Annotated in this window: 14 protein-coding genes and 1 pseudogene; 8 read left to right on the top strand and 7 right to left on the bottom strand. The window is 70.4% G+C overall.

Features of this window, described 5'->3' with window-relative positions; translation table 11 throughout:
* Positions 1-593: 593 nt before the first annotated feature.
* Entirely contained in the window at positions 594-2,120 is a 1,527-nt protein-coding gene (locus ACH4OW_RS29210; RefSeq protein ID WP_398030703.1) for an amino acid permease, read from the bottom strand.
* Between the two features lie 105 nt (positions 2,121-2,225).
* Complete coding sequence (locus ACH4OW_RS29215) at positions 2,226-3,092, bottom strand: LysR family transcriptional regulator (RefSeq protein WP_398030704.1); 867 nt, start codon at positions 3,090-3,092, stop codon at positions 2,226-2,228.
* Positions 3,093-3,301: 209 nt separating this feature from the next.
* Between ACH4OW_RS29215 and ACH4OW_RS29220 the strand changes: the two genes are divergently transcribed.
* The 3 genes from ACH4OW_RS29220 (at position 3,302) to ACH4OW_RS29230 (ending at position 5,697) form a co-directional block, all read left to right on the top strand.
* On the top strand, positions 3,302-3,997 hold the full coding sequence (locus tag ACH4OW_RS29220) for an SDR family NAD(P)-dependent oxidoreductase (protein WP_398030705.1): 696 nt from the start codon (positions 3,302-3,304) through the stop codon (positions 3,995-3,997).
* Positions 3,998-4,159: 162 nt separating this feature from the next.
* A complete protein-coding gene (locus ACH4OW_RS29225) occupies positions 4,160-4,696 on the top strand; it encodes an SMI1/KNR4 family protein (protein WP_360133745.1) in 537 nt (178 codons plus the stop codon).
* 311 nt (positions 4,697-5,007) lie between these two features.
* Entirely contained in the window at positions 5,008-5,697 is a 690-nt protein-coding gene (locus ACH4OW_RS29230; RefSeq protein WP_398030706.1) for a hypothetical protein, read from the top strand.
* A 240-nt stretch (positions 5,698-5,937) separates the two neighbouring features.
* On the opposite strand, the pseudogene ACH4OW_RS29235 reads toward ACH4OW_RS29230, so the two are convergent.
* Positions 5,938-6,069, bottom strand: a pseudogene (locus ACH4OW_RS29235) (LuxR C-terminal-related transcriptional regulator); the annotation flags it as partial.
* Between the two features lie 84 nt (positions 6,070-6,153).
* Between ACH4OW_RS29235 and ACH4OW_RS29240 the strand changes: the two are divergent.
* From ACH4OW_RS29240 to ACH4OW_RS29250, 3 genes are all read left to right on the top strand, one after another.
* On the top strand, positions 6,154-7,455 hold the full coding sequence (locus ACH4OW_RS29240) for a hypothetical protein (RefSeq protein ID WP_398030707.1): 1,302 nt from the start codon (positions 6,154-6,156) through the stop codon (positions 7,453-7,455).
* A 26-nt stretch (positions 7,456-7,481) separates the two neighbouring features.
* Positions 7,482-8,108, top strand: a complete 627-nt coding sequence (locus ACH4OW_RS29245) for a hypothetical protein (protein WP_398030708.1) — start codon at positions 7,482-7,484, stop codon at positions 8,106-8,108.
* 252 nt (positions 8,109-8,360) lie between these two features.
* On the top strand, positions 8,361-10,001 hold the full coding sequence (locus ACH4OW_RS29250; protein WP_398030709.1) for a BCCT family transporter: 1,641 nt from the start codon (positions 8,361-8,363) through the stop codon (positions 9,999-10,001).
* Here ACH4OW_RS29250 and ACH4OW_RS29255 read toward each other — a convergent pair.
* Both ACH4OW_RS29255 and ACH4OW_RS29260 read right to left on the bottom strand, forming a co-directional pair.
* Complete coding sequence (locus ACH4OW_RS29255; RefSeq protein ID WP_398030710.1) at positions 9,993-10,139, bottom strand: hypothetical protein; 147 nt, start codon at positions 10,137-10,139, stop codon at positions 9,993-9,995. The genes ACH4OW_RS29250 and ACH4OW_RS29255 overlap by 9 nt on opposite strands.
* Before the next feature lie 51 nt (positions 10,140-10,190).
* A complete protein-coding gene (locus ACH4OW_RS29260) occupies positions 10,191-10,958 on the bottom strand; it encodes an ANTAR domain-containing protein (RefSeq protein ID WP_398030712.1) in 768 nt (255 codons plus the stop codon).
* 132 nt (positions 10,959-11,090) lie between these two features.
* On the opposite strand from ACH4OW_RS29260, the gene ACH4OW_RS29265 reads away from it, so the two are divergent.
* Positions 11,091-11,441, top strand: coding sequence for a helix-turn-helix domain-containing protein (locus ACH4OW_RS29265; RefSeq protein ID WP_360133774.1), 351 nt, complete (start codon positions 11,091-11,093; stop codon positions 11,439-11,441).
* Here the strand turns inward: ACH4OW_RS29265 and ACH4OW_RS29270 are convergent.
* Together ACH4OW_RS29270 and ACH4OW_RS29275 are read right to left on the bottom strand one after the other, a co-directional pair.
* Positions 11,435-12,391 carry a LysR family transcriptional regulator gene (locus ACH4OW_RS29270; protein WP_398030713.1) on the bottom strand — a complete coding sequence of 319 codons (957 nt, stop codon included), beginning with the start codon at positions 12,389-12,391 and terminating at the stop codon, positions 11,435-11,437. The genes ACH4OW_RS29265 and ACH4OW_RS29270 overlap by 7 nt on opposite strands.
* Before the next feature lie 72 nt (positions 12,392-12,463).
* Positions 12,464-13,414, bottom strand: coding sequence for a DMT family transporter (locus ACH4OW_RS29275; protein WP_398030715.1), 951 nt, complete (start codon positions 13,412-13,414; stop codon positions 12,464-12,466).
* A gap of 368 nt (positions 13,415-13,782) precedes the next feature.
* Between ACH4OW_RS29275 and ACH4OW_RS29280 the strand changes: the two genes are divergently transcribed.
* Positions 13,783-15,222 (top strand): SLC13 family permease, encoded by a 1,440-nt coding sequence (locus ACH4OW_RS29280; protein WP_398030790.1) that lies wholly within the window; start codon positions 13,783-13,785, stop codon positions 15,220-15,222.
* Positions 15,223-15,260: the final 38 nt, after the last annotated feature.

The following is a 15,260-nucleotide window of genomic DNA, read 5'->3' on the forward strand; positions in this document are numbered from 1 at the left end:
TGGGCCCGCATGGTGGGAACGCTGACTGCTCGGCGGGGGGCCGCCCATGCGGTCAGCGGTGACCTACCGCGCCGATCATCGTTCGCAGGGCATGACCACCCGTAGGACCGTCACAGTGCTCGCGGTCACCGCAGCAGCCATCGGAAGCGGGCTCGCGTCGGCGACCCCCGCAGCAGCAGGCGGAATCATCGTCATCGCGTCCCCGTCGTTCGAGAACACGTGCACCAACCACGGGCACGCGACACAACGGGGAGCGACAACGAATGGGAACGGAACCGCCGGGGGGCTGCTTGCGGCACTGCCGGTGACCTCGCCCCTCAATGAATGTGGGGGCGCCGACGTTCCCAAAGTTAAGGTGCTTCCCATCAATATTGCACAGCGTTACGCATAAATGCGTCCTGGTCGTCACGCAGCAGAACCGAACTCTGTCCCTCCCATGGAGAGGGGCCGCACATGGTCTATCTCCACCACGTCCGCAGGGAAGCCGCCCAGACACCAGTCACACCCCCCCGTCCTGCGCTCGTCCACCCGTCGGCGGAACCGAACCGCAGCGTCGTACCGGGCCCCTCGACGCCGACCGCGGGCGGATGCCGTCAGCTGATGCCCTGGGCCTCTTCCACCTCGTCCTGGGCGTCGGCCGTGCCGGAGCGGGGTACGCCGTACGAGCGGCGTCCGACGCGCCACCACAGGGCGGCCAGGGCGAGTACCGCCAGCGACGCGATGGGCGTGTAGTTGAAGGTGACGGCAGTGACCGGGCTGGTCTGCGGCAGGAGGAACAGCACCGTCACGACCGCTGCCCACAGCACCGCCACCCAGCCGATCGGCCGGCTCCAGTGGCCCAAGTGCCAGGGACCGCGCGTCCACTTGTCGCGGTGGCGCAGACGCAGCAGTACGGGAATGGCGTAGGCGGGGGTGAAGCCGACGACCGAGATGGCGGTCACCGCCGAGAACGCGGTGGCGGAATACAGGGACGGCAGGGCGAGCGCGAACGCGACGGTGACCGCGAGCCAGACGGCCCGGGTCGGAACGGCGGTGCGGGGGCTGACCTTCCGCCAGCGGGCCGAGCCGGGCAGCGCACCGTCCCGGGAGAACGCGTAGATCATGCGACTGGCGCTGGCAGTCACGGTGTAGCCGCACAGGAACTGCGCAACGATGATCACCAGCAGCAAGGTCTTCGCCGTGGCCAGGCCCAGCGCGTCCAGGAAGATCTGGGCCACGGGCACACCGGTGGGGGAGGCCAGGGTCGCGGTGTAGTCCTGGATGGCGAACAGCAGCGCCGCCAGCAGGATGCCACCGGCGACCCAGGACACCGCCACCGAGCGGACGATCCCGCGCGCCGCGGCGACGGAGGCATGGTTGGTCTCCTCGCTCAGGTGGGCCGAGGTGTCGTACCCGGCCAGGGCGAAGCACGGCAGCAGCATGCCCAGCAGAATGACGTACGCCGGGCTGGCCCAACCGGTGTTGTTGGTGAACGCGGAGAGCACGAAGCCGACCGGTTGGTGGTGGGCGGGGAGAAGCGCCAGGGCGCCGATGATGACGACGGCCCCGGCCAGGTGCCACCACGCGCTCAGGGACGTCAGAAGGTTCATCAACCGGGTGCCGAAGAGGTTGAGGACCGCGTGCAGCGCGAGGACGACCGCGTAGAGGGCCAGGAGGGAGCCAGGGGACGGCACGAAACCGAACTGCAGGTTCAGCCACGCGGCGGTGAAGGTCGCGATGCCGTAGTCCTGGGCCGCGATACCGCCGAGCAGACCCATGAGGTTGAGCCAGCCGGTGTACCAGCTCCACCGCTCACCGCCGAGCTGGCGGGCCATGTAGTACAGGCCGCCGCTGGTGGGGTAGCGGGAGGTGATCTCGGCCAGGGCTGCTGCCAGGCACAGCACCAGCGGTCCGACGGCGAGCCACCCCCACATGACCACGGCCGGGCCGCCGGAGTTCAGACCGTAGCCGAAGAGCAGCAGGGTCCCGGACATGATGGAAATGACCGAAAGGGAGGCGGAGAAATTGCCGAACGCTCCCATTCCGCGGCGCAGTTGCTGGGTGTAGCCGAGCTCCTTGAGAATGCGCTCGTCGTCCAGCGATTCAGTCGGCTGCCATCGTGCCTTGGCCGAAATGCGCATCCGGGCTCCCATGCGAGGCGAGGTCGGCGGGGCTGCCGCCGCCCGCCAAGCCTTCCTGATCCCCCGTGCCTTCGGTACGCCAACAGTCGCCATTTCTTGCCGCAGTCACCGGACGCCGGACGCCGGGCTCGCGTCCTCGGCCTCCTCCACGGTGCCGGAGCGCCGGCGCAGCGTCGCGGTGGCGATGTCCAAAAAGTTCAGTACGGGGTCCGCGCAACTGCTCTCCGGTACCGCCAGGCAGGTCTCGACCGGCAGGGCGTCGGTGATGGGCAGGTAGACGAGGTCGGGGCGGGAATACGAGCCGGCGATGCTGAGAGGGACGAGGGCGATGCCTTGCCCGGAGGCGATGAGCTCGAACTTCTCCTCCAGTGAGGACGTCCGCCGCTTCTTGACGTCGAGGATCGCCTCGCCGTCGAGGTCGGCCGACGTGAGTGTGTGACGGCCGGCCAGCGGATGCGTCACGGGCAGGCACGCGACCTTGGTCTCGCGACCGATGGGCACGGTGCGCAACCCCGAGTCGTCGAAGGGGCGCCGCAGGAATCCGACGTGCGCGCGGCCGTCGCGAAGCGGCGCGTCCTGCTCCCACCAGCGCAGCGGAAAGACATCGATACCGACCTCCGGGTGGCTCGCCGTGAACGCCCGGATCGCGTCCGACACGTGCAGGCCGGGGGAGAAGGCGACGACGAGCCTTTGCTCTCCCCGCGCGGCCTCGTGCACGCGCCGCAGCGCCGCGGCCACCACCGTGGTGATACTCCGCGCCTCGTCGTACAGCTGCTGTCCGGCGGAGGTCAGCTCGACGCTGCGCGTGGTCCGGGTGAACAGCCGGCAGCCCAGCTCTTGTTCGAACGCGCGGATCTGCCGGCTGAGGACCGGCTGTGCGATGAACAGTGCCTGAGCCGCCTGGCCGAAGTGTCGGTGTTCGGCCACCGCGACGAAATAGCGCAGCTTTCGCAGATCTAAAACCGGATCCATACCGCAACGGTATCAATGCGGTCGGAAGAGTATTGGACGCCCGGCCGAAGCGCCCGGAGACTTGAAACATGATCGTCAGCACGAGGCAGGGGCATCGTGCGCGTCCCGCCGAGCCTCCGGTGCCGACCATGAGTGCGTCGACGACGTGACCGGCTTGAACGACACCGCCGAGTCTCTCGACCCGATCCCGACCCACGAATAGGAATCACATGACCGACACCCGCAAGACCGCCCTCGTCGTCGGGGCCTCCCGGACCCTGGGTCTCGGACTCGTCGCCGAGTACCTGCGCCGGGGCTGGGACGTCATCGGCACGGTCCGCGGCAGCGGGCGCACCGGCCTGCACGACCTGGCCGATGCGTCCGAAGGGCGGCTGACCGTCGAATCGCTGGAGATGACCGACCCGGAGCAGATACTGTCACTGCGCGACCGACTGGAAGGGCGCGCCCTCGATTTGCTCTTCGTCAACGCCGCCATCACGCGCGGCGACCTCCCGATCGGCGAGGTACCGACGGAGATGTTCACCGAAGTCATGATCACCAATGCGCTCGCCCCGATGCGCGTCGTGGAGTACCTCCGCCCGCTGGTCGAGCCCACCGGAACTATCGGCATCATGTCCTCCGACCAGGGAAGCATCTCTCTGAACACCGAGGGCGGGCAGGACCTGTACCGGGCCAGCAAGTCCGCGCTCAACCAGCTGATGCGCAGCTACGCCGTCCGCTACGCCGGGGACGCGCGGGCGCTGCTGCTCGTCGACCCGGGCTGGGTGCGCACCGAACTCGGCGGGCCCGAAGCCGAACTCAGCGTGGAAGAGAGCATTCCCGGAGTGGCGGAATCGATCGAGCGTCACCGCGGGAAGCCCGGGCTCCACTTCGTTGATTACCAGGGACAGGTCGTGCCCTGGTAAACGCCGCGTCCGGACCCGGCCGGCCACGTGACTTCACGGCATTCCGCAAACTCCGTAGCCGCCGCTGAACTTCAGCGGCGGCTTCACGCTTGCCTGCGCCCGCACCCGCGGCCCCGGCTGGAATAATGTGGGGCGTTCACCGTAAAACAGGGAGAAGTCACAATGGACGAAGCGGCCTGGGACGAACTGGTCCGCCTTATGCCCCCGCATGCCGGCGCAGGAAGCCCGGACGTCGACTGGGCGCGCGTCGAAAAGACCTGGGGCACCCGGCTTCCGGCCGATTACCAGAGGTTCATTGCGACCTACGGCGAGGGTGCCATAAACGAGTACCTGGAAATTGTTTCGCCATGCACCGCAGACGACGATGGCTCCGCGTCGGAGATGGAAGAGGAGACATGCAACGCACGCGGTGAATGGGAGCCCGTGCCTGTCGACGGGCCGGACGCAGCCCCGCTGATCGCCTGGGGAGTGGACGCCAGTGCCGACATTCTGTGCTGGCTGACCACTGGCGACGATCCCGACCAGTGGCCGGTGGCTGTCTGGGGACGACACACCGACACCCGGTGGTCGGTCTACGACTGCGGCATGACGGAGTTCCTGAAGAAGACGTTCAAGGCCGAGTTCGAGGAATGTCCGCTCAGCGGTGACGATCTGTGGGACAAGGAGTGCAACACCTTCCTGCACCGGGCGCTCGCCTGACGCGAGTCGTAGTGCCCCGCAACCGGACCAGGCCCGCGAGCGAGGCCGGCGCGCGGGAGACCGTCAATGCGCTGGCTGGTGGCGACTCGTTCGTGGCGGGCCCCGCCGAGTGAGGAGGCGCGACGGCCCCAAGCGCGGACTCCGCGGGAGCTATGGCGCCGTCACCAGGCATCGGAGCGGCGCCCTGCCAGGCGTATGCCCTTGCCTGGTAGGGCCGCCGGGAACACAATGTGCGCGGAATCGGACCCCAATGTTCCGTGGGGCGCGTACGGTGACTGAACCACTGTCAGGCAACGACCTAAGGACAACAGGTGACTCCTACCGTCGAAACGTCCGCTCTCCAGCAGGCCATCTCCGACCTCGAACGACAGCTGCCGGAACTGACCGCACGCGAGGAGACCTTGCGCAACGAGCTCCGTGAGGTCGAGCAGCGCCTGGCATCGGCGCAGCAGGCACTCCAGCACCTGCGCGTTCTGACTGGCGCGGTCCCGCCCGGGCCGGCCACGGCTCCGGAGCACGAGGTGCAGCCGGAACCGGTCGGCGAAGCCCCCGCTGAGGCGTCGCAGCCGCTCGCGGAACCCGAGGCTTCCGCGCCGGCGGCCGAAGCCGCCACCACGGTGCCCCAGCCCCGCACGGCCACGAAGTCGACCGGAACGACTCGCCAGGCCGCCCCGGCAGGCAAGAAGCCGGCGACGGACAAGGGCAAGGCAGCCTCGAAGAAGCCGAGGTCGTCCCAGGCGGCGGCCAAGAAGAAGACGGCCGCCGGTTCGCGCGCGACTGCTTCGGCGGCTGACGAGCTTACGAAGGCGGCTTCGCCGCTCCTGAGCGCGGCCCTGACGATCCTGCAGAAGCACGGAGCCCCGATGCGTCCGGCCGAGATCAACACCGAGTTGGGGCGGGAGGACACCGCCGGCCAGCGCGAATCGCTGCGCAACACTCTGGAACGCGCGGTCAAGGCGGGGCTGTTGAAGCGTCCGGGGCGCGGCCAGTACGCAGCCTGAACCGGCACGCGGCCTCCTGACTGCCAGCCCCGCCTGTCGGCTCAGGTGCACCGCGGTACCAACGCCCACAGCCCTCATGGCCTGCTCCGTCCGCGTACGCGGGGCGGGCCGTGAGGCGTTGGAGGACGACGACCGTGCATGGCGGTCGCGGTCGCGGCGGTGAGCCCGAGGAGCCCGGCGGCAATCCAGAAGGCGTAGCGGAACGCCGCCAGTGAGCCGCCCGCCCGCCGCACACCCCGGTCACGGTGATGGTGTGACCAGGCCCGTTTCGTAGGCTGTGATCACGAGCTGCACCCGGTCGCGGGCGTTCAGTTTGGCGAGCAGCCGTGCCACGTGGGATTTCGCGGTGGCTGCTGTGATGAAGAGTTCGTCCGGCGAACGCCCGCCGGGAAGCACTGCGGTCGCTCCCACCGTCGAGGACGGGTATCTGCAATTCCTGGGCACGGGGGTACGAGCGTGAACCACGCGCTGATTCCGCTCGCCGCGGCTGAAACCCGCATCGCTCTGCGCAGCCCCCTCCTGTGGCTGCTGACGCTGCTGACGGCGACCGGACGAACCCTTGCCACCTGGCAGGAGATGCCCAACTGGTCCGTCGCGACGGTGGATACAGCCACCTCGGCCCTGCTGGTCGGCGCTGCTGCGATGCTGGCCGCCAACCTGGCAACGCTCCGGGACCGGCGAGCGGACGCAGTCGAACTGACCGGCCCGCTACCGGTACGTCCGCAGACCCGCACGCTGGCCGTGCTGCTCGCGTATCCGCCGGTGGCCATGGCGTATGCCGCGATCGCCATGGGAGTCCAGCTGGCCGGCATGCTGGTCGGCAGCCGGCCCATCGGGCATCTCGACATCCGGGAGCTGCTCTCCGGCGTCTTGCTGGTCGGTCTGATGGCGGTGCTCGGTACGGCAGTGGGGCGCTGGGCCCCCAACCTGTTCGCGGCCCCGGTGGGCATTCTGTTGTTCTTCTGGACGCTGATGCAGTTCCCTCAGTCCTGGCTGCTGCCGGTGGTGCCCTACCTGAAGCTCGCCATCGAGCCCGTGCGGCCGCCTGCCTGGCATCTGGTCTACGTCACTGCGCTGATCCTGGTGGCCGGAACCGCAGCCCTGCTCCGGCACAGCCGATCTCTGGGACTCGTCCTCGCCTCGGTGGGCAGCGCGGCGGCCGTAGCGGTCGCCACCGTGATGACCTTGCACTCCCCGGCTGCGGCCGCCGCTGCGCTCGCCGGAGACCTCAGGAAGACGCAGCGAGCCGAGACCGGCACCTTCGATCCCGCAGTCACCGACCGCAGCGTCCTCACCACGACGTCTTGGGGACGCAACGGCGCCGGACAGGATTCCCGGCGGGCCCTCGCGGCGCAGATGGCGGCGGCAGCAACCGGCTTCCCGTGGGGTACCCGGCACGGTGCCGGCCCGGCAGGCTGCGATGCCAGCGGGCAAGCCAGGACCGTGGTGGCGCTGTGGCTGATCGGCCAGACCGAGGAGCCGCTGCCCGCCACGAGCACCCGCATGTCCGTCCGTACGGACGGCGGCGACCTCTCGGACCGCGAGGTGCCGACCTCCGATCTCGGGGCCGTGCGCTACGGCCAAGCCGAACTCGCCTACGCCCGACGGCTCATGGCACGTCCCGAAGCCCGCGAGCGGGTCCGGGCCAACTGGTCCGCCCTTACCGACCCCGCCACCACCGTCGACCAAGCCCTGCCGCTTCTTCGCCTGGATCGCACAGCCGCCTCCCGGACACCGGAGGGAACCCCGTGCGATTGATGCGATCGACGCGATGGATCAACCCCGTGCGACTGATCAGCCTTGCCGGTGTCCTGCTGGGACCGCTCGCCCGGGCCGTCGACTGGACACCCGTGCTCGCCACGGCTGTGGTGTCCCTCGGCACGGCAGCAGCGACGGCGCCCGGCGCCGTCGTGGAGCCGGACAGTGCCGCCGTCACTCTGCGGCTGGCCGGGGTGCTCCTCGGCGCTGCGGCCGGCTTCGCCCTGGTCGACGTCGCGGCGGCGGCCACCACCGCGACCCCGGTACCGCGCTGGCTGCGGCAGTGGATCCGTACGCTCCTCGTCACGAGCGCGGCCGCTGCCGCCTGGGCCGCGACATTCCTCGTCCTGGCAGCCCGGACGGCGGACGGTACGCAGCTGCGAGCGTCTGGGCTGGCGACCGAGGCGGCCGTCTGCTTGCTTGGCGGCTTGGCCTGCACCGCCGTGGCCGTGCGACGGCGGCCCGAACGGCTCGCCGCGGTGACCGGGGCGGCCGCTCTGCTCACCATCGCGGTGAGCACGCTGCCCTGCGTGGAAGGTGTCTGGCCCTACCTCGGCAGCCCTCGATGGGACGACGTCCACCTGGCCTGGCTGACCGCCGGGCTCGTGCCGCTGCCGGCCCTCGCCGTCGCGCACCGGGAGGTCCGTACGTGACAGGGGGCGGCCGGAGCCGTACGGGCCCGGGAGTGATCTTTATCAACCACCGGGCTCTTCAAGGGCGGAATGGCAGGCCGGGGAGGTGCCGACAGGTTGTGGGCGTCTGTCCCGAATTTGACCACACCGCCTTACGGATAGCAGCCTTCCCCTCTGACCCGCGCACCGAGCGGTCCTGCGTCTCGTGAGCGCGTGCGTCCTTGCGATGCGTCATGCCCCCGTGTGCGAATGACCCCGTCAGCAAGGAACCCCATGCCGACTCCCCCTGCCCGAACCGTCACCGGCGCGGCCGCCCCCGCCTGCGCGGAAGCGACCGCCGACGGTGACGAGGAGTGCCATACGGCGCCCACGTCGCCGCCCGGTGACCGCAGACGTACGGACGTACCGGTGCTCGCCGTCAGCGGCGGACTGCTCACCGCGTTCGTCCTGGCCGCGCTGATCGCGCCCACGGCCACGGGCGACGCGGTGAACGCCGTCTTCACGTTCGTCGCGCGCTGGTTCGGCCCGCTGTGGCAGGTGCTGCTGCTCGCGACGTTCGGCGTCGCGCTGTGGCTGGGCTTCTCCCGGTACGGGAAGGTACGGCTGGGCGGCGCCGGGGCACGCCCGGAGTACGGCAGGTTCCAGTGGGTCGCGATGATCATGTCGACGCTGCTCGCGGGCGGCGGAGTCTTCTTCGCGGCGGGGGAGCCCGTACAGCACTACGTCGAGACGCCTCCCTACTACGAGGGCGTCAAGAGCGGCACCCGGCAGGCGGCCGACGCGGCGCTCTCCCAGAGCTTCGCGCACTGGGGCTTCCTCGCCTGGGCCGTCCTCGGGACCCTCGCCTCGATCGTGATGATCCGGGGCCAGGAGCGCGGGATGCCGCTGCGTCCGAGGACGCTGCTGTACCCGTTGCTCGGCGAGCGCATCCGGCACTCCCGGCTGGGGGCCGCCGTCGACATCGTCTGCGTCATCGCCGTGGTGGCCGGAACCGTCGGGCCGATCGGCTTCCTCGGGCTCCAGGTCTCCTACGGCCTGTCCGAGGTGTTCGGCATCTCCGGCGGCTACCCCGTACAGCTCGGCGTCATTGTCCTGCTGACCGCCGTCGCCGTCCTGTCCGTCGCCAGCGGCATCGACCGCGGCATCCAGTTCTTCAGCAGGGCCAACATCTGGCTCGCCGTCGCCCTGATGGCCGTCTTCCTCGTACTCGGCTCGCTCGGCTTCGTACTCGACTCCTTCCTCGGCGGGCTCGGCCAGTACGCACGGGACTTCGTACCGCTGGCCCTCAACCGGGGCGATCACGCGTGGCTCGGCTCCTGGACCGTCTTCTTCTTCGGCTGGTTCCTCGGCTATGGACCGCTGATGTCGATCTTCGTGGCACGCATCTCCAAGGGCCGTACGGTGCGCGACCTCGTCGTTTCCACCGCGATCATCCCGCCACTGGCCACCATGTTCTGGTTCACCGTGTTCGGGGGCACCGGCATCTTCCTCGAACAGCAGCACCCCGGCACCGTCTCGGGCCCGCTCAAGGCCGTCGGCATGGACGCCGCCGTCATCTCCATGGCCGAACAGCTCCCGATGGGGGCCGTGGTCGCGGTGGCGCTGCTCCTGCTGACCATCACGTTCGTGGTGACCACCACCGACTCGATGTCGTACAGCATCGCCGCCGCCGGCACGCGGACCGGCGAACCCACCCGTGCGGTACGCGCCTTCTGGGCCCTGCTCATGGGCGCAGCGGCTGCCGTCCTCATCCTCGTCGGCGACGGTGGCATCACCGCGCTGCAGTCGTTCATCGTCGTCACGGCGGTGCCCGTGGGCTTCATCATGCTCCCGACTCTTTGGACCGCTCCTCGCGTGGCCAAGGAGATGGCACGGGAGCAGGGCATCGACCCGGCCGAGCGGTCGTCAGGATGACGTGGCTGCGATGAAGCCGAGCAGGTCCTGATTGATCTGCCCGGCGTGGGTGATGAAGATGCCGTGCCCCGCTCCGGCAGCGCGGCTCGCGCCGTCGATTACCTCGCAGGTAGCGATCAGCCGAACAGCGGCACCCACAGCAGCAGGCGGATCACCTTGCCAGGACCAAGATCCTCACGCCGGACTCCGTCACTTTCTCTGCGAGCCGGCCGGTGAGGAGGCCGGGGCCGGGGAAGTGGAGTTGACCGCGTTGATTGCGGTGGCCAGTTGCTTCTGGGTGGCTCTGGGCAGTGCGGTTCCCTGGAGGCTGTCGATCAGGGACTGGGCAAGGCGGTGCAGTTTGGTGTTGGTTTTCTGGGAGGTGGTGACCAGGACGGTCCAGGCGGCCTCGGGGCACAGGCCGAAGGCGGCCATGAGGATGCCGCGGGCCTGGTCGATGGCAGGGCGGGTCTGCATGGCGCGGCGCAATTGGCCCAGCTCCGTACGGAGTTCTTCGTCGGCGTCCTGGCGCGGGGCGGCCCGGCTTCGGGTGGGGGAGCGGGGCGCGCTCCGGCCGTGCGGGGCCGGGCTGCCGAACAGTTCCCGGGTGCCGGTCAGGTCCAGGATCTGGCCGACGGCGCGGCTGGTGGTGCGGATGGTGACGGTCTTCTTCTGTTCCAGGGCCAGGCTGCGCAGGCGCAGCAGCATGCCCAAGCCGACGCAGTCGCAGAAGTGCACGGCGCCGAGGTGCAGGTCGAGGCCGTGAACGGCGTGATTGAGGGACGCGTGCAGGGTCGTTTCGACGTGCCGGTCGGTGTCCAGGTCGAGTTCTCCTCTGACCGCGACGTCGGTGCGGTCGCCGTCCGCGGCGACCTCGATGACGACCAGGCACGGTTCGGGCTCCACCGGTGTCGTCGTGGCGGCGTGTCCGGTGTCTCGCCCCGCGCAGGGAGGAGTGGTGTGCGCAGGCTCCGGCATGGCCTTCCTCTTCCTTGTCGGCTTGTCCGGCTCCGCATCCAGGCTTACCCACTCGCAGATACACGTCAACCAATACACGAAGGAAATTACGTGCATCTGGGTGCGCGAATCCCTGGTCGGTATGATCGGCGCATGAATGACGTGCCCGAGCCGCACACCGGATGGACGTTCGTGACCAATCACGCCCGGGTGCTGGCGGCCATCGCCGACGACCACCACGCCCGCATCCGTGACATCGCCGCTCGCTGCCGGCTGACCGAGCGCGCGGTCCAGAAGATCATCGCCGACCTGGAGCGGGACGGGTACCTCTCGCACATACGGGAGGGGCGCGCCAACACCTACCGGATCGAACCCGGGAAGATCCTGCGCCACCCGGCCGAAGCCGGTCTGACCGTGGCCTCGTTGCTGTCCCTGCTCGTCCAGGACGAGGCGGACCGCACCACGTTCCCCGACGAGCACGACCGGCACGGCACGCGTCAGTAGCCGCGGAGCGGGTCGCGCCAACCGTCCCCGTCGTCGCGGGAGTTGGCCGAGTCGTGGAGCAGTTGCCGTACGCGTCTCAGGTCGGGGTGGTTGCCGGTGCCTGCGCGGCTGACGGCGAAGACGGTCCGGGAGACGGGTTGGACCAGGGGGTGCAGGCTGAGGGGTGCGGTGGTGTCCGGCAGGGCCATGCGGGGGATCAGGGCGGCGCCGGCGCCGGCGGCGGCCAGGGCCGTCAGCGCGGAGAAGTCGCTGCTGCGGGCCCGGATGTCCGGGACGAAACCGGCGGCGCCGCAGGCACGCTGGACCATTTCGTAGCAGGAGGTCTCCGGCCCGGGAGTCAGCCACGGCACGTGCGACAGGCGGGAGAGGTCCGCGGCCTGCCCGGCGGCCAGGTGCAGCGCGTCGGCCTGTTGGGGGTGCAGAGCGAGCAGCACCGGCTCCTCCAGAAGGACGGCGTGCTCGTATACGGCGGGGAAGTTGCGCGGCAGCACGGTGTAGCTGTGCACGAGCGCGAGGTCGGTGGAACGTTTGCGCAACGCGTCGAGGGCCTCTTCGGGTTCCTCGACGGAGAGCCGCAGCGAGAGGTCCGGGGCGCCGTCAGTGCCGGCCAGACGCTGCCACAGGGGCGCCACGAGAGTGCGGGCGGCGGAGGCGAAGGCGGTGATCCGCACCACGCCGTGCCGGCCGCTCTGCAGGGCGGCCAGGCCGGATTCCGCCGCCGCCAGTTCCGCCAGGATGATTTCGGCGTGGGCGACCAGCAGCTCTCCGGCCGCGGTCAGGCGCAGTGTGCGCCCTTGCTTCTCCACCACGGGCGTGCCCGCTTCCTTCTGCAACGCGGCGAGGTGCTGGGAGACGGCGGGCGGGGTCAGGTGCAGGGCCTCCGCGGTGGCCGCGACGGTTCCGTACGCGGCGAGGTGCTGGAGGATCCGCAAGCGGCGTACGTCGAGCACGGGCGACTCCTTACTCGGATCACGGCTGGGCTTGGAGAACGAACGGCCCGGACGCACCGGACCCCGGGCCCTTCACCGTGCCGGTGCCGGGCGGGCGGCCGCCTGACCTGCGGTGGCATCGGACACGTTTTCAGCCGAGGGGCCGAGGGGAGACCGGCTTCGCTTACGCCGGTTGATGAGGACCACGCCGGCGACGCTGACAGCCCCGCCGAGAAGTTCGACGGGATGGGGCACCTCGCCCAGCCAGACGAAGGAGACGAGCAACGCCACCGGCGGCACCAGGTACAGGGCGGCTGTGGAGGCCGCGAGGGGCAGGCGGGCGACGGCGTAGGCCCAGATGACGAAGCCCAGCGCGGAGGGCAGCAGGCCCAGGTAGACGGCGGAGGCCAGCGCGCCTGCCGGTGCGTGGAGGGCCGCGTGCCAGGTCGCGGGGAGCAAGGGCAGGGCGAAGACGGCACCTGCGGCCATGGCGTAGGCGGCGACCTCCAGGCCGGTGTACCGGCGAAGCAGGGGCTTGGTGGCGAAGTGGTACACCCCCTGGACCACGGCGGCGGCCAGGACGATGAGGGCGGAGACGGTGAACCCGCCGGCGCCTCCGGCCAGACTCACCAAGGCCGCACCGGCGAGCGCGACGGCGCTGCCGACGACGATGGTGCGGGACAGCCGCTCGTCGAGGAACAGGCTTCCCAGCAGCACGCTGAAAACGGGGGCGACGGCGATCAGCAGGCTCGCGGTCCCGGCCGCCACCCGCACCTCGCCCCAGTTGAGCAGTGCCTGGTAGGCGGTGACGCCCGTGACCCCGCACAAGGAGATCATCGGCAGGTCCCGGCGCCGGGGCAGCCGCACCTTCGCGAGCGGCGCCACCAGCAGCAGCGCCAGGGCCGCGATCACAATCCGCAGGAACGACAACGCGGCCACACCCAGGCCGTCGATGCCGACCCGGATGGCAGGGAAGGCCGAGGCCCACAGCACGACGGTGCCGGCCAGGGCGAAGACGTGGGGGGAGGGGATGCGCGAGGACATGCCTCCAGCGTCCCCTGCCGGAAAGGAAAGCTCCAGTTAGCTTTTATTTCCGAAACATTCAATGCCGCTTACGTATGCGCACGGGCATCCGGCGCCTGCGCACGGGCCTGCGGACGCGCACGACCGGCGGGACCCCTCCCAATCCGTGGCGCTGGGGTGAACCAGGGAGGCATCGGGGACCGGAGCGGGAACCACTGATCACGATCACCGTTGTCCGCTCCCGCCTGCCATGACCGGCCCGGACCGCCGACCGCCGCTCGGCGCCCCACCGGGATCGACCAGGGAGGTCCACCGTGCGATATCCGTACCGGCACATACGTTGCCTGTTGCTGAGGACGGCCGGGACGACCGGCAGGTCCGTCACGGCGCTGCCCGGACTGTTCAAACAGTGGCCCGCCGTCGTATGGGCAGGCGTCCTGCTGGCCGTGGCCGCCGCGCTGGGCGTCGTCTGGTCGGGTGCGGGCCCGTCCGCGCAGGCGGCGATCGCGCTGACGGTTTTCGCCGGGGCCACCCTGGCGTGGGTGTCCGGCCGGGGCGACGCCACCTTCGTCGGCCTGATCGCCGTACTGGTGCTCGTCGCCGCCGGAACCGTGGCGCCGGAGCGGCTGTTCGCCGGGCTCGGGAACGAGACGGTGTGGTTGCTGATCGCGGCCTTCGTACTGGCGGCTGGCATCGGCGCGACGGGCCTGCCGGCCCGGGCGGCCCTGGCCCTGTGCGCCCGCGCCCGTACGGTGCGCCAGCTGTTCCACCTGGTGGCGGCGGCGCTGGTACTGACGGCCTTCGCCCTCCCGGCCACCGCGGGCCGGGCGGCCCTGGTGCTTCCCGTCTTCACGGCGCTGGCCGCCTCGGTGCGGGAGCGCGTCACGGTCGTACGCGCCCTGTCCCTGCTGTTCCCCGCCGTGGTGCTGCTCTCCGCCATGGCCACCCTGACCGGCGCGGGAGCCCACCTGATCACCAGTCAGCTCCTGGCCGGCACGACGGGCGACGGCATCGGCTATCTGCGCTGGCTGGTGCTGGGGCTCCCGTTCGCGCTGATCTGCTCCCACCTGGCGACGGAGGGGCTGCTGCGGACGATGACCGACCGCGACGAGCGCCGCGCCCCCTTGCCGCGTATGCGCAACGGCTCCGCGGTGGGCGAGCAGGAGCCGCGGCAGCCCGTACGGCACGGGCGGCTCACACGGGACGAGGCCCGGGCCGGCGCGGTCCTCCTCGTGGTCATGGCCCTGTGGTGCACCGAGTCCCTGCACGGCATCCCGCCCGCCGTCACGGCGCTCGGCGGCGCGGTGCTGATCACCGCGCCCAAGTGGGGCACCATCGGCATGTCGGCGGCCCTGGACGCGGTGCCGTGGTCACTGCTGATGTTCATGGTGACCACGACCGTGCTGGGCGGGACCCTGGCCTCCTCGGGAGCGGCGCACTGGCTCACCTCCCTCGTCTTTCCCGCCGCCGCGGGCCCGGTCGCGGTCCTGTTGGCCGTCGTCGTGGTCAGTACGGCCTCCCACCTGGTGCTCCAGTCACGTTCGGCGCGTTCGTCGGTACTGGTGCCGCTGGTCATCCCGCTGGCCTCGACCGCGGGCCTGCAACCGGCCGCGCTGGCCTTCGCCTCGACCGCCGCCGCCGGGTTCTGCCACACCACCGTCGCCTCGGCCAAGCCCCTCGCCCTGTTCGCCCAGAGCGGCGGCGGCGCCCCGGTCTTCGGCGAACAGGACCTGCTGCGCCTGTCTGCCTGGCTCGGCCCGGTCACCGCCGCGGTGACCGTCGGCTGTGCCCTGACTGTCTGGCCGTGGCTGGGCCTGCCCCTGCGCTGAGCGTTCCGCGACGCGTGTACGCCGTGGTGGCCCCGGCC

It is taken from the genome of Streptomyces sp. NPDC017056, assembly GCF_044332485.1.
Classification (GTDB): domain Bacteria; phylum Actinomycetota; class Actinomycetes; order Streptomycetales; family Streptomycetaceae; genus Streptomyces.